We start from the raw sequence: 13,325 nt of genomic DNA on the forward strand, positions 1-13,325 counted from the left end.
GGGCCCCAAGTGTGCAGCGGCTTGTGGACATTGAAAAGAAGCTGGCCGAGGGCAAAGGCCGGGGCTATGAACACTGGGCGAAGATACACAATCTGAAGCAGGCAGCCAAGACGCTGAATGTGTATCAGGAATACGGCTTTACTTCCCCGGAGCAGTTAGAAGCCGCTGTTGATACCGCCTATCAGGAAATGCGCCAGACCAGCGGCGAACTGAAAGCACTGGAAACCAAGCTACAAGGGAAAAAGGAGTTGCAGCAACAGGTACTTGCCTATGCCAAGACCAAGCCCGCCCGTGACGGGCTGCGGGCGCAGAAATCGCAGAAAGCCCGTGACGCATACCGGCAGGCAAACGAGAGCGATTTTATCATAGCCGACGCAGCCGCCCGGTATTTCAAGGCGCATGGCATTACCAAGCTGCCCGCCCGGAAAGCGTTGCAGGCCGAGATCGAGCAGCTTATCTCCGAGAAAGACGGCCTGTATAACACCTATCACGAACAGAAACAGCGGTTCAAGGAGTTGCAGACCGTCAAGCGGAACATCGACCAGATTTTGCGCCGGAACGAGCCGCACCGCAGAAAGGAGCAGAGCCATGAGCGATAAGTTACCGAGAATGGACTACCGCCAGCATCGGCGGGCGCGGCGGCTGGTACATGAGTGTTGTAACTACGACGAGGGAAACTGCCTGCTGTTAGACGACGGGGAGCCTTGCGTGTGCGTCCAGAGCATTTCCCTTTCCCTCATGTGCCGCTGGTTCCGTGTGGCTGTTCTGCCCCTTGACGGGGAACTGGCCGCAGCCCTCTTGCACCGAGGGAGCCGGAAACGCTGCGCCGTCTGCGGGGCGGCATTTGTCCCCAAATCCAACCGGGGGAAATACTGTCCCGGCTGCGCCGGACGCATGAAGAAAATCAAAGCCGCCGAGAGAAAGCGGAAACAAAGGCAGAAATGTCACGCTTTAGAGCCTTTCAAACCCGCATAAATCAAGGCTTTTTTCGTGGGTGTCAAAGGGTACGCGATACATTTATCCTTTTCCACCGGAAACGCCGTTCTAAGGCGTGACAAAACGCCAAAATCAACCCGAAACACAGGGAGGTGATACTATCGCTGATTATATCATGGCAGACACGCCGCTGCCTATCTATCTGCCCTACCCCCGTTTCCTGCTGAAAATGGAGATTTCCCAGACCGCCAAGCTGCTGTATTCGCTGCTGTTAGACCGTTCCACACTTTCCCAGAAGAACAAGTGGCAGGACGACGAGGGCAGGATATATATTATCTATCCCATCGCGGAGATAGCCGAAATACTGGATAAGGGCAGCACCACCATAAAGGGGGCGCTTAATGAACTGGACATGGCGGGGCTGCTGGAACGGGAACGGGGCGGCTTCTCCGCACCGAACCGCCTATATGTGAAAGTGCCGCGTGTGCCACAGGTACAGTTTTCCGACCAACTGATGGCCGGAAATCCGACCCTCATAGAGCCGGAAAACCGTCCTACTGATGGTCAGAAAACCGACCTTATGATGGTCGGAAAACCGTCCCCTAACCAAACTACTATAAACAACCTTACAGAGAGCCAAACAATGGGAGTGAGTGGGGAGCCGCCCGCGCCCTATGGCCGATACCAGAATATTTTTCTGTCGCAGACCGAATACGACGAGTTGCAGGCAGAGTACCCCGACAGGTTGGAACGGTTCATCGAGGAAATGAGCCGCTACCTTGCCGCCAACGGGAAAAGTTATCAGAACTATGCCGCCGCCCTGCGGATATGGGCGGGGAACGACAAAAAGAAAGCCCCGAAAAAGGGCATACCAGACTACTCATGCAAGGAGGGCGAGAGTTTATGAAGAACGAAATCAACGCTGTTTTGGAGAATATGACGGCCACCACCCCGGAGCCGGAGGACTACACCGGCGAGGACGGTTTACTGTACTGCGGCAAGTGCCGCAAGCCGAAAGAAGCCTATTTTGCGCCGGATAAGGCTGCTATCTTTGGCCGTGACCGCCACCCGGCAGAGTGCGACTGTCAGAGAGCCGCCCGCGAGGAACGGGAGGCCGCAGAGAAGCGGCGCAGGCACCTTGACACCGTGGAGGAACTGAAACGCCGGGGCTTTACCGACCCCACCATGCGGGACTGGACTTTTGAGAACGACAACGGCAGAAATCCGCAGGCCGGGATTGCCCGCCGGTATGTGGAACACTGGGAGGATATGCGAGCCGACAATATCGGCTGCCTGTTCTGGGGCGGCGTGGGAACCGGGAAAAGCTACCTTGCGGGCTGTATTGCAAACGCCCTCATGGAGAAAGAAATCCCCGTCCACATGACGAACTTTGCCCTTATCCTCAACGACCTTGCCGCCAGCTTTGAGAACCGCAACGAGTACATTTCCCGCCTTTGCCGCTATCCGCTGCTTATCCTTGACGACTTCGGCATGGAGCGCGGCACCGAGTATGGATTGGAACAGGTTTTCAATGTGATTGACAGCCGTTACCGTAGCGGCAAGCCGCTGATCGTCACGACCAACCTCACGCTGGACGACCTGCGGAACCCGGAGGACACCGCCCATTCCCGGATTTATGACCGCCTGCTTTCCATGTGCGTCCCGGTACGCTTTACCGGCGACAACTTCCGGCAGGAAACCGCGCAGCGGAAAATGGAGAGCATGAAGAAACTGATTACCGACTGAAAGGAGTATTGCCTATGGCAGATAGACAGCAGCACGACACCCGCACCACCCGCCGCCCCGACTGCGTGACGGAAATCCGCATGGGCAATTCCGTCCTTGTCGTGTCCGGCTATTTCAAGAAAGACACCACGACCACCGCCGCCGACAAAATGGCGCGGGTACTGGAAGCGGAAGCCGCTGCTACACAAAAATCGGCAATTTGACAAATCATAAAGAAGCTGATTTTACACTTTTGCCGCTATACAGCCCGCCCTATTCCGTGGTACAATGAAACCACGGAATAGTGGGGCTGGCTGTCGGAAACGGAGGATTTTATGTTAAGACAAGCCACCCAAAACCTCATTACCGCCCTTTATCCGAGATTGTCCCATGAGGACGAATTGCAAGGCGAGAGCAATTCCATATCGAACCAGAAAAGGATTTTGGAAACCTACGCCAAGCAGAACGGCTTTACCAATCTGCGCTGGTACACCGACGACGGCTTCTCCGGCGCAAACTTTCAAAGACCCGGTTTTCAAGCCATGCTTGCAGACATTGAAGCCGGGAAAGTGGGTACGGTCATAGTCAAGGACATGAGCCGGTTAGGGCGAAACTACTTGCAGGTAGGGTTTTACACGGAAATGCTGTTCCCCCAAAAGGGAGTGCGTTTTATCGCTGTCAACGACAATGTGGACAGCGCAAACGGCGGCATGGACAACGATTTTACCCCTCTGCGAAATCTGTTCAATGAATGGCTGGTGAGAGATACGAGCAAGAAAATCAAGGCAGTAAAACGAGCAAAAGGCATGAGCGGCAAGCCTGTTACCAGCAAGCCGGTCTATGGCTACCTCATGGACGAGGACGAGAACTATATCGTTGACGAGGAAACCGCGCCGGTTGTCCAGCAGATATACCAGCTTTGCCTTGCCGGGAACGGACCGACCAAGATTGCCCGTATGCTTACGGAGCAGCAAATCCCCACGCCGGGGACGCTGGAATACCGCAGGACGGGCAGCACCCGCCGCTACCACCCCGGCTATGAGTGCAAGTGGGCGACGAACACCGTCGTGCATATCCTCGAAAACCGGGAGTACACCGGCTGTCTGGTGAACTTCAAGACGGAGAAGCCCTCTTACAAGGTCAAGCACAGTGTAGAGAACCCCGTGGAGAAGCAGGCCATTTTTGAGAACCACCATGAGCCTATCATAGACCGGGAAACATGGGAGCGCGTGCAGGAGTTACGCAAGCAACGCAAACGCCCGAACCGCTATGATGAAGTGGGGCTGTTCTCCGGTATGCTGTTCTGCGCCGACTGCGGCCATGTGATGTACCAGCAGCGGTATCAGAACAAAACCCGCAAGCAGGACTGTTACATCTGCGGCAGCTACAAGAAGCGCACCCGCGACTGTACGGCGCACTTTATCCGCACCGACCTGTTGACCGCCGGTGTCCTCTCCAATCTCCGGCAAGTAACGGAATATGCCGCCAAGCATGAGAGCCGCTTTGTGAAGCTGCTTATCCAGCAGAACGAGATCGGCGGCAAGAGAAAGACCGCCGCAGCCACCAAGCAGCTTGAACAGGCGCAGGAGCGCATTGCCGAAGTGAGCCGCATTATCAAGCGGCTGTATGAGGACAATGTAAACGGCAAAATCAGCGACGAGCGTTTCATGGAACTGTCGGCAGACTATGAGCAGGAGCAGCGGGAACTGAAAGACCGCGCCGCCGCTTTGCAGGCCGAACTGGACAAGTCGCAGGCCGCCACCGTCAACGCGGAAAAGTTTATGGGTATCGTCCGAAAGCACCTTGCCTTTGAGGAATTGACCCCCACCCTCTTGCGGGAAATGATTGAAAAAATCGTCGTGCATGAGTGCAGCTATGACGAGAACGGCACCCGCAGGCAGGACATTGAGATTTATTACAGCTTTGTCGGCAAGATTGACTTGCCCGAAGCCTAACGCCCGACCTATCCGACACAATGGCCAAGTGCCGGATAGGAACGGCAAAATTTTTTACACTTCTATTACTTCTTTATCGCACATAAGCAAAGAGCCAGGGCATGAAGCAGTTCATGGCTAATTAAAGGTAACAAAAAGAAAGGAAAAGCACAATCCAGACGGTATCAGCGGCAGGCTACAAGAATAAATTGTGATTACACAAGATTGGTGTTATAATAAGAGAAAAGTTCCTGCCGGGGCAGCCGCCCCGGTGGTATGGATAGAAAGGCAGGAAAGCAATATGCACATCAGCTATAAACCGCTCTGGCACACACTGTTAGAGCGTGATATGAGAAAAGAAGATTTAAGGCTTGCCGCCGGTATGACAACGAATATGATTGCCAACATGAGCAAAGAGGGAAAGCACATCAGCATGGATACATTAGCCCGTATCTGCGAAACGCTGAATTGTGAGATTACCGATGTGATTGAGTTAGTACCAGACGAGCCAGCTTCCACAGGAGGTAAGGAACATGAGCGAATTGAAACCAAGAATAACAGAAAACGGAATTGATTATATCCTTGTTGGGGATTACTACATCCCAGACCTGAAACTGCCGGAAGAACACCGCCCCATTGGAAAGTATGGACGGCTGCACCGGGAATATTTAAGGGAAATCCATCCAGCCCGATTGAACACATTGACCTTGACTGGGGAGTTATGGACATATCTCGCAGACCTGAACGAACAGGCACAGGAACGGTTAGACACCATCATGGAGCAGATGAAAATTGCCGAGGGCGTGACCGAGGAATTAAAGTGTACCCGTCAAATGGAATGGGTGCGGCGGTGTAATAACATTCACAACCGGGCAGAAGAAATTGTATTGCATGAGATGATTTATTCATAACGGTATGATAGAATGATTATGACAAATTTGAATTTACAGGAGGAAAGGGATATGTCAGTTTCATTATATTACATAGCAAAAAGAGATACCCATCTATCGAAACAGGAAAAATCTATCTGTAACACTATTATTGATACCTACATTTCTAAATATTCTTTAGGTGAAATGTACGAGCCGTTTTGTGCGTATGATAATTCAAGTCCGACAGAGGAAAACGTCATTTTTGAGGGAGCTACCAAATTACCCATTGATGAGGGTGAAGAACACTTTGTGGAAGTTTTAGATTATTGGGCAGAGTGCTTGCAGGAGATTGTCATTTTATTGAAGGGTGCGGAGTGGTATATACATATAGACGATACGGATATAACGGAGCAGTTTGATTTTCCTAGATAAGGCTGGAAATAGAATTGCAATTTAAAGCGACAACTTCAAGTTTGTCGTTCTGAAAATTCAACTGAATAATCCCAGCAAAAACCGCTGCTACATGGAAACCAACAAACCATGCAACAGCGGTTTTTCTTTACCGTTTTTTCCTCTGGCTGATAGGCGTTCCCATTTTCTTTGACTTTTTGAGAATACGAATGAGCCAGCGAAATTCTTCGTCTGACAGATTTTTATAGTTGATGCCGAGCTGCTTGCAGTAAAGGACAACGAGCTTTTCATCCCGGCTGCCCTTGAAATTTTCGACCGCTTCCAGATTTTCTTTCAGTTCATCGGCAACGGTGATCTGGGGCGCACTCTCACTGTCCTTTTTGTGGGCTTCCCGAATATCCCGGATAATCAGGTTGAGGTCATCCAGAACCATGTGACTGAAATACTCATCATCACTGATATGGGCAGCTTTCAGCACCTTCAAATGCGGGTCATCTTCGCCGGGGCGATACCGTTCAATGATTTCATGCCGGACAGTATCGACAAGGGCGTTGAGGTTCTGAATCTGCATGGTGGCAATTCCATCCACATAAATCTCAATATCCGCAAGAAACTTGATAAAGTCCTTATGGGTGGCAAGTTCGCACAGCAGACGGTTGTTAATCCGACCGCTTTTCAGAAGTGCTACCATTTCATCGCTCAAATGCAGCTCCCTTAATGGCGTGTTGATCTCCGCCCGGTTCTCTGTACGGCAAAAGAGATAATCGAGGGACACCCCGTAAAAATCTGCCAGCAGGATAAGGTTGCCATGATTGATTTCCTTATAGTCGTCTTTTTCATAACTGCCAAGAGCCGATTTTGAAATACCCGTTTGCTCAGCCAGTTCTTCCAGTTTTAATCCTTTGTTTAATCGTAAATCTTTTAGCCGTTCCTGTATTGTAGTAGCTCCGTTCATTGAAGCAGTTCCCCCTTTTTGACAACATATATAACCGTTGAATTGATTATACCATATCAATTCCGCAATCGTGGAAATTTTTGATTTTTGCCCTTAATTCCTACTTTGTGGACATACGGCACAGGGCACAAAAATGTTCTATGATACAGGTAGTTCATCGATGGATTATTCCAATCGAATGACCAGCCTGTGTGGGATATGCTTCCCCGGCGATGTAGTGCCATGACTTTTGGCAGGGATATGGAGGAACCCTTACCAAAACGAGCATACCAAAGGGAGCGATACGCCGCTGTGAGATTCAGGGGAGGAACGACACCGGGGAGAACTGGCGAACTGACACCGAAATGATACCGAAACACGACAATCTGATAGGGGGATAGTCTACCCTATCGCTGATGCTTCGGGAGATTTTAGGCGGCTCTATGGCTGTAATTTTGCCGAAAATCGCCCCGAAACTATACACGAAAACGGGAGGAAGCGCAATATGCCGAGAATGAGCAAAAAGAGGAAGCATGAGCTTTCTTTTTACCTCAATGACCGGGGGCGTGTCACTTACAACGAATTATGCAGGAAATGCCAGCATGGGTGCAGGCAGAGCTTCCGGGCGGTTGTGATTGACTGCCCCCGTTATTTATCCAAACGAGCAAAGAAAAAGGAGGAACACACCGAATGAATTTTGAATTTATGACGATAGACACACCATTGCCGCCCTGTATGCCATTCCCCAGAGCGTTGACAGGATTTCCAGTCAGCAGCACCGCAAAGGTCATGTATTGCCGGATGCTGGACGCTATGCTATCCAAAGGGCAGGAGGACGAGAACGGAATCCTGTTTGTCTGCTTCCCTGTTACAGCCATTGCCGCAGTCTTGTCCCGCAGCCCCATGACGGTCAAGCGTTCTTTGAATGAACTGGAAATCGCCGGACTTATCATGCGGGTGCGTCAGGGAGTTGGAGAACCAAACAGGATTTATGTGCTGATGCCGGGAAAGGAGGACGCTGCCCTTGCCTGATACCTCAAAGCTGGAAAAGCTAAACCAGAAGCTGGAGAAAAGCGAAAAGAAACTGCGGAAAGCCATCAATGATGAAAAGGCATTGCAGCACCAGTTAAAGCAGCTTACCCGAAAGGAACGGACGCACCGGCTCTGTACTCGTGGCGGTATGCTGGAAAGTTTTCTGCAAGAGCCGGAACGCCTGACAGATGATGATGTCATGCTGTTGTTGAAACTCATTTTTCACAGGCAGGACACGCAGGAACTATTGAAAAAACTGCTGGAACGGAAGAAGCCGGAAACCCCTTAGTTTACTAAGGGCGCAATTATACACCACCTAAAGGCGGTGCGTTGCGCCCTGCCGGGGGCGTCTCCGTTGCCGCTTTGGTCGGCGCAGAGCAGATGATTCCCTGCAGCATTCTGGCTGCCGTCAATCATCACAGGGGACGCTACACTTCCCCCTGCGCTGGCTACCGCCAGCTACCCTTTTGTGGACTTGTCGGGATATTTTACTTCTCAAATATGGGCGAGTATTGTATAATGAGGGCAACGACATATTCTAAATTTGCAGGAAGCAGGAGTAAAAATGGAGGTTAAGCAATTAAACGAAGCTCAATATATGTGTACAATGGGAACTAAAATGTATGATGTAACAGAAAGCGCAGAAGCTGTGGTAAATATTTGGAACTATGCAAAGCAGTTATTGAAAGATAACTTGATTTCAAAGTATGGGTTCTCAAAAAAATATGTGGAGGCAGTTTATGAAAATAATGAACACACATATCAACATATTTTGCTCTTTACCAACCAGAAAAATTCTTATGCTGTAATTATTGTTGACATAATTCATAAAACTATTTTAGGTCATTACATTCTTGAGTTGAATGAAAAGTATAGTTTGAATAGATGAAACCGTATAAAAATGCCAGTTTGTCGAGCCGACCCACCTTCGGGCCAACATGGAGCCGTTGACAAAAGCCTATTTTGAAAAAAGGGTTTGATTTTCCTACCCGGTCTTTGCCGTTTTTATGGCAGAAATGACTTTTTCCTGAACTTTTTTCAAGACAGATTTTTTAGAAAACCACTTTGTCAACAGCCCCAACATGACCCGAAGCGCGTAGCACTTCCCTGTTACGTTTAGGGGCGAAACAGCCCCCATTCCATCAGGCTTTCCGGGTATGAAATCCGCATAAGCGATATTTTCCCCGTACCTGTTGGAGCGCTCCCCAGTGTATCATCTGGGAGCCATTTATAACTGAATATTGGCCGCCCACCGGCGGCACCGCCGAGCAGGAAATCTAATTTAGGTTCCCTGCTTTTTTCATGCCCGAAACCGGGAGAAAGGAGGACACTCTTGCCATGCCCACACTTTGATATCAAAATCGTCCAACGTAGCAACCGTCAGTCCGCCGTTGCGTCAGCCGCCTATCAGAGCGGGGAGCGGCTCTTTTCAGAGTACGACCAGAAACAGAAATACTACTCCCACAAGAGCGAGATTGTCCACACAGAAATCATGCTGCCGCCCCATGCACCGCCGGAGTACACCGACCGGAACACCCTATGGAATGCTGCCGAGGCCGTGGAAAAACAATGGAACTCCCAGCTTGCAAGGCGGCTCATCATAGCCATTCCGAGGGAGCTTCCACCGGAACAGTATGCCGGGCTAATACGGGACTATTGCCGGGAGCAGTTCGTCTCCAAAGGCATGATTGCTGATTTTGCCATTCACGACAAGGGGACGGGCAACCCACACGCCCATATCCTGCTTACCATGCGGGCGTTGGACGAATCCGGCAGGTGGCTTCCCAAGAGCCGGAAAGTCTACGACCTTGACGGTAACGGGGAACGAATCCGGCTCCCGTCCGGCAGGTGGAAAAGCCACAAGGAGGATACGGTGGACTGGAACGACCAGAAGTATTGTGAAATCTGGCGGCATGAATGGGAGGTCATCCAGAACCGCTATCTGGAAGCCAATGACCGCCCGGAGCGTGTGGACTTGCGTTCCTATGCCAGACAGGGGCTTGATATTGTCCCTACTGTCCATGAGGGAGCTGCTGTCCGGCAGATGGAAAAGCGGGGTATCCAGACGAATATCGGAAACCTGAACCGGGAAATCAGAGCTGCCAACAATCTGATGAAGTCCATCCGGCAGCTTATCCAAAACCTCAAAGGCTGGATTACCGAGCTGGGCGAAAAACGGAAAGAGCTGCGTGCACAAAAGGCGGCGGAGGAAGCAACACTTCTTCCCAATCTGCTGATGAAGTATATGGCGATACGAAAGGAAGAACGGAAGGACTGGACAAGGGCTGGACAGAACCGGGGGACTTCACAGGACTTAAAGGCAGTCAGCGAAGCCCTGTCCTATCTCCGGCAAAAGGGGCTTTCCACTGTGGAGGACTTAGAAGCATTTCTGGAATCTTCCGGGAAATCAGCCGCAGATTACCGCAATCAGATGAAGCCAAAGGAAGCCCGCAGCAAAGTGATTGACGGGATTCTTGCCAGCCGGACAGACTGCAAGGAATGTAAGCCTGTCTATGAGAAGTACCAGAAGATATTTTTCAAGAAAACAAAGGAGAAATTCAAACAGGAACACCCGGAGGTTGCCCGGTATGAGAAAGCCGCCGCCTACCTTGCCAAGCATCCGGACGATAAGGATAAAACGAAAAAGGAGCTGCAACAGGAGCAGGAAACGCTTCTTAGCGAAATCGCAGATCTGAAAGTACCGCTGACCGAGGTACAGGAGGATTTGAAGAAGCTGCGGGACATCCGTTACTGGGTACGGAAAGCCATCCCCGGCACAGAGGAAAGCAAGGAGCCGCCCAAGAAGCAGCCCATTAAGGAAGCCTTGCAGGATAAGGCAGACGAGAAAAAAGCCCAAAAAACCGCCCCGGCACAGACGAAACACAGACAACAAAATATGGAACTTTAACAGGCACTTGCCATTTTCAATCAGAGAATGTCAGGTGCTTTTTTCTTTTTAAGGAGGGATAGATTTGAATGTATTTGAAGCTGTGAAGCAGTCCGTCACAACAAGACAGGCTGCGGAGCATTATGGAATCCGTATAGGTCGGAACGGGATGGCTTGCTGCCCGTTCCATCATGATAAAACCCCAAGCATGAAGCTGGATCGGCGTTATCACTGCTTCGGCTGCGGTGCTGACGGGGATGTGATTGATTTTACCGCCGCCCTGTATGGGCTGGGAAAGAAAGAAGCCGCTATACAGATAGCACAGGACTTCGGGCTTTCCTATGAGGACTGGAAGCCACCGGGAAAGGCGAAAAAGCCCAAGCCCCGGCAGAAATCCCCGGAGGAACAGTTTCAGGAAGCAAAGAACCGCTGCTTTTGTATTCTTGCCGATTATCTCCATCTGCTGATGGCATGGAGAACGGACTACGCCCCACACTCCCCGGAGGAAGCCTTTCATCCCCGGTTTGTGGAAGCCTTACAGAAGCAATCCCATGTGGAATATCTGCTGGATGTGCTTCTGTTCGGGGAAACGGAGGAAAAAGCAGCCCTGATTACGGACTGCGGAAAGGATGTGATACAGCTTGAACAGCGAATGGCAGAACTTGCAGCCACAGACGCAGCAAGAACTAAAAAACACCATGAACGCCATGCAGCCGCCCCAGAGCATTGAGGAAATCAAGGCGGGGCTGGAAACCACCGAGAAAGGCGGCGTCCGGCAGAGCATACGGAACTGCCTGACCGTATTCCAGCGTGACCCGCTGCTTTCCAGGGCTATTGCCTACAACATCCTGACCGACCGCAAGGATATTATAAAGCCCATCGGTTTCCACAGAGAAAGTCCCGCCCTGAACGATACGGACATGAAGTATCTGCTTCTTTATCTGGAAGAAACTTACGGGCTTACCAATGAGAAAAAGATTGATAACGCTATCGGGATTGTGGCGAATGAAAACAAGTACCATCCCATCCGGGACTATTTAAGTTCCCTTGTGTGGGACGGGACAGAGCGAATCCGTTTCTGCCTGCGGCACTTTCTGGGGGCTGACGCAGACGATTACACCTATGAAGCATTGAAGCTGTTCTTGCTGGGTGCAATCTCACGAGCCTTTCAGCCGGGATGCAAATTTGAAATCATGCTCTGTCTGGTAGGCGGTCAGGGGGCTGGCAAGTCCACTTTCTTCCGTCTGCTGGCAATCCGGGACGAGTGGTTCTCCGATGATTTGCGGAAGCTGGACGATGACAATGTGTACCGCAAGCTGCAAGGTCACTGGATGATCGAAATGTCGGAAATGATGGCAACCGCCAACGCCAAGAGCATCGAAGAAATCAAGTCATTTTTAAGCCGGCAGAAAGAGGTTTACAAGATACCCTATGAAACCCACCCGGCAGACCGTCCCCGTCAGTGCGTGTTTGGTGGCACTTCCAATGCCCTTGACTTCCTGCCCCTTGACCGTTCCGGCAACCGCCGCTTTATCCCGGTCATGGTGTACCCGGAGCAAGCCGAGGTTCACATTTTGGAGGACGAAGCTGCTTCCAGAGCCTATATCGAGCAGATGTGGGCAGAAGCGATGGAGATTTATAAAAGCGGCAGGTTCAAGCTGGCTTTCAGCCCCGCCATGCAGCGGTATCTCAAAGAACACCAGCGGGATTTTATGCCGGAGGACACCAAAGCCGGGATGATACAGGCGTATCTTGATAAGTACACCGGGAGCATGGTCTGCTCCAAGCAGCTCTATAAGGAAGCCTTGAACCATGCCTTTGACGAGCCGAAGCAATGGGAAATCCGGGAAATCAACGAGATTATGAACCAGTGCATTTCTGGCTGGCGGTACTTCCCGAACCCAAGAATGTTTTCAGAATATGGCAGACAAAAGGGCTGGGAGCGTGAAAACCCGGCAACGGACTCCGGCAACCCGTCTGAAAAAAAGATGGACGGTTTTGTGGAGGTCACAGAACAGATGGAGCTTCCATTCTGAAAAGGACAGCCCGTTGCACCTCCTGTTGCTATCCCGTTGCCGAGCCGGTTGCCGGGGAAAAACCTTTATTTCCGGGCTTTTCTCCCTTATAACAACCAAAACAACAGAAAAATAAAAGAAAAGTATAAATAGTAACCATCGCCAGATTGAGATTGTTTGCAAGGTCTTTTGAAGCCCGTTGCCGGACTTCGTTGCCGACACCCTCTGTCTGGCTATTTTCATGTATGGAGGATAACTGCCTATGGCAAAAAACAAAACAGAGATTCATGTGACTACTGTGTTTGACGGGGAGCTGGACGCAACCGATGTGTTCGTCAGCCTGATTTCCCAGAAATACGGAAAGATAAATACAAAAGAATATCTTGCTAAAAAGAAAGAATTGAAGTATAATGAAGATGAGGTTCAAAAGAGCCAGATACCGTCTGGATTGTGCGGGTAAATGGCTATGATGAACGAAATGGAATACAGAACAATCGGAAAGGTACTTGCCGGGGGCTATCGTGCAGCGGTCTATTGCAGGCTGTCAAAGGACGATGACCTGCAAGGCGAAAGTGCCAG

18 protein-coding genes and 2 pseudogenes are annotated in these 13,325 nt (G+C 50.7%); 18 read left to right on the forward strand and 2 right to left on the reverse strand.

Features of this window, described 5'->3' with window-relative positions:
• The 10 genes and pseudogenes from DXA36_RS33655 to DXA36_RS25215 all read left to right on the forward strand — a co-directional run.
• Nucleotides 1–599, forward strand: a pseudogene (locus tag DXA36_RS33655) (relaxase/mobilization nuclease domain-containing protein); the annotation flags it as partial.
• Nucleotides 589–975 carry a cysteine-rich VLP domain-containing protein gene (locus DXA36_RS25180; protein ID WP_009259636.1) on the forward strand — a complete coding sequence of 129 codons (387 nt, stop codon included), beginning with the start codon at nucleotides 589–591 and terminating at the stop codon, nucleotides 973–975. The pseudogene DXA36_RS33655 and the gene DXA36_RS25180, both read left to right, overlap by 11 nt.
• 133 nt (nucleotides 976–1,108) lie before the next feature.
• Nucleotides 1,109–1,843 (forward strand): replication initiator protein A, encoded by a 735-nt coding sequence (locus DXA36_RS25185; protein WP_025653850.1) that lies wholly within the window; start codon nucleotides 1,109–1,111, stop codon nucleotides 1,841–1,843.
• On the forward strand, nucleotides 1,840–2,682 hold the full coding sequence (locus DXA36_RS25190) for an ATP-binding protein (protein WP_009259634.1): 843 nt from the start codon (nucleotides 1,840–1,842) through the stop codon (nucleotides 2,680–2,682). The genes DXA36_RS25185 and DXA36_RS25190 overlap by 4 nt, the downstream gene beginning before the upstream one ends.
• Before the next feature lie 14 nt (nucleotides 2,683–2,696).
• On the forward strand, nucleotides 2,697–2,885 hold the full coding sequence (locus DXA36_RS25195; RefSeq protein WP_009259633.1) for a transposon-encoded TnpW family protein: 189 nt from the start codon (nucleotides 2,697–2,699) through the stop codon (nucleotides 2,883–2,885).
• A 111-nt stretch (nucleotides 2,886–2,996) separates the two neighbouring features.
• On the forward strand, nucleotides 2,997–4,616 hold the full coding sequence (locus tag DXA36_RS25200) for a recombinase family protein (RefSeq protein ID WP_009259632.1): 1,620 nt from the start codon (nucleotides 2,997–2,999) through the stop codon (nucleotides 4,614–4,616).
• Nucleotides 4,617–4,636: 20 nt separating this feature from the next.
• Nucleotides 4,637–4,699, forward strand: a pseudogene (locus DXA36_RS34455) (Maff2 family mobile element protein); the annotation flags it as partial.
• Nucleotides 4,700–4,896: 197 nt separating this feature from the next.
• A complete protein-coding gene (locus tag DXA36_RS25205) occupies nucleotides 4,897–5,169 on the forward strand; it encodes a helix-turn-helix domain-containing protein (RefSeq protein WP_002592127.1) in 273 nt (90 codons plus the stop codon).
• Entirely contained in the window at nucleotides 5,129–5,506 is a 378-nt protein-coding gene (locus DXA36_RS25210) for a TnpV protein (RefSeq protein WP_009251550.1), read from the forward strand. Before DXA36_RS25205 ends, DXA36_RS25210 begins: the two co-directional genes overlap by 41 nt.
• 51 nt (nucleotides 5,507–5,557) lie before the next feature.
• The gene (locus tag DXA36_RS25215) at nucleotides 5,558–5,899 is read left to right on the forward strand and encodes a hypothetical protein (RefSeq protein WP_009251549.1); all 342 of its coding nucleotides are present in this window, start codon (nucleotides 5,558–5,560) and stop codon (nucleotides 5,897–5,899) included.
• 127 nt (nucleotides 5,900–6,026) lie between these two features.
• Here the strand turns inward: DXA36_RS25215 and DXA36_RS25220 are convergent, their stop codons facing one another.
• Complete coding sequence (locus DXA36_RS25220) at nucleotides 6,027–6,833, reverse strand: helix-turn-helix transcriptional regulator (protein WP_009251548.1); 807 nt, start codon at nucleotides 6,831–6,833, stop codon at nucleotides 6,027–6,029.
• Nucleotides 6,834–7,317: 484 nt separating this feature from the next.
• Between DXA36_RS25220 and DXA36_RS25225 the strand changes: the two genes are divergently transcribed.
• The 7 genes from DXA36_RS25225 (at nucleotide 7,318) to DXA36_RS25260 (ending at nucleotide 12,767) form a co-directional block, all read left to right on the forward strand.
• On the forward strand, nucleotides 7,318–7,506 hold the full coding sequence (locus DXA36_RS25225; protein WP_005930722.1) for a hypothetical protein: 189 nt from the start codon (nucleotides 7,318–7,320) through the stop codon (nucleotides 7,504–7,506).
• Nucleotides 7,503–7,844, forward strand: coding sequence for a DeoR family transcriptional regulator (locus DXA36_RS25230; RefSeq protein ID WP_003500115.1), 342 nt, complete (start codon nucleotides 7,503–7,505; stop codon nucleotides 7,842–7,844). The genes DXA36_RS25225 and DXA36_RS25230 overlap by 4 nt, the downstream gene beginning before the upstream one ends.
• The gene (locus DXA36_RS25235; RefSeq protein WP_003500114.1) at nucleotides 7,837–8,133 is read left to right on the forward strand and encodes a DUF3847 domain-containing protein; all 297 of its coding nucleotides are present in this window, start codon (nucleotides 7,837–7,839) and stop codon (nucleotides 8,131–8,133) included. Before DXA36_RS25230 ends, DXA36_RS25235 begins: the two co-directional genes overlap by 8 nt.
• 276 nt (nucleotides 8,134–8,409) lie before the next feature.
• Nucleotides 8,410–8,733, forward strand: a complete 324-nt coding sequence (locus DXA36_RS25240) for a hypothetical protein (RefSeq protein ID WP_002596481.1) — start codon at nucleotides 8,410–8,412, stop codon at nucleotides 8,731–8,733.
• Nucleotides 8,734–9,177: 444 nt separating this feature from the next.
• The gene (gene mobQ, locus DXA36_RS25250; protein WP_073382935.1) at nucleotides 9,178–10,752 is read left to right on the forward strand and encodes a MobQ family relaxase; all 1,575 of its coding nucleotides are present in this window, start codon (nucleotides 9,178–9,180) and stop codon (nucleotides 10,750–10,752) included.
• 64 nt (nucleotides 10,753–10,816) lie between these two features.
• Nucleotides 10,817–11,461, forward strand: a complete 645-nt coding sequence (locus DXA36_RS25255) for a CHC2 zinc finger domain-containing protein (RefSeq protein ID WP_118682154.1) — start codon at nucleotides 10,817–10,819, stop codon at nucleotides 11,459–11,461.
• Nucleotides 11,430–12,767 (forward strand): virulence-associated E family protein, encoded by a 1,338-nt coding sequence (locus DXA36_RS25260; RefSeq protein WP_118682155.1) that lies wholly within the window; start codon nucleotides 11,430–11,432, stop codon nucleotides 12,765–12,767. Before DXA36_RS25255 ends, DXA36_RS25260 begins: the two co-directional genes overlap by 32 nt.
• A gap of 28 nt (nucleotides 12,768–12,795) precedes the next feature.
• On the opposite strand, the gene DXA36_RS34100 is transcribed toward DXA36_RS25260, so the two are convergent.
• Entirely contained in the window at nucleotides 12,796–13,035 is a 240-nt protein-coding gene (locus tag DXA36_RS34100; protein WP_021682886.1) for a hypothetical protein, read from the reverse strand.
• Here DXA36_RS34100 and DXA36_RS25270 point away from each other — a divergent pair.
• The gene (locus DXA36_RS25270; protein ID WP_033118360.1) at nucleotides 13,009–13,206 is read left to right on the forward strand and encodes a hypothetical protein; all 198 of its coding nucleotides are present in this window, start codon (nucleotides 13,009–13,011) and stop codon (nucleotides 13,204–13,206) included. The two genes, DXA36_RS34100 and DXA36_RS25270, sit on opposite strands and share 27 nt — an antisense overlap.
• The last annotated feature ends 119 nt before the right edge of the window (nucleotides 13,207–13,325 follow it).

The sequence above is a fragment of the Eisenbergiella sp. OF01-20 genome, assembly GCF_003478085.1.
In the GTDB taxonomy this organism is placed as follows: domain Bacteria; phylum Bacillota; class Clostridia; order Lachnospirales; family Lachnospiraceae; genus Eisenbergiella.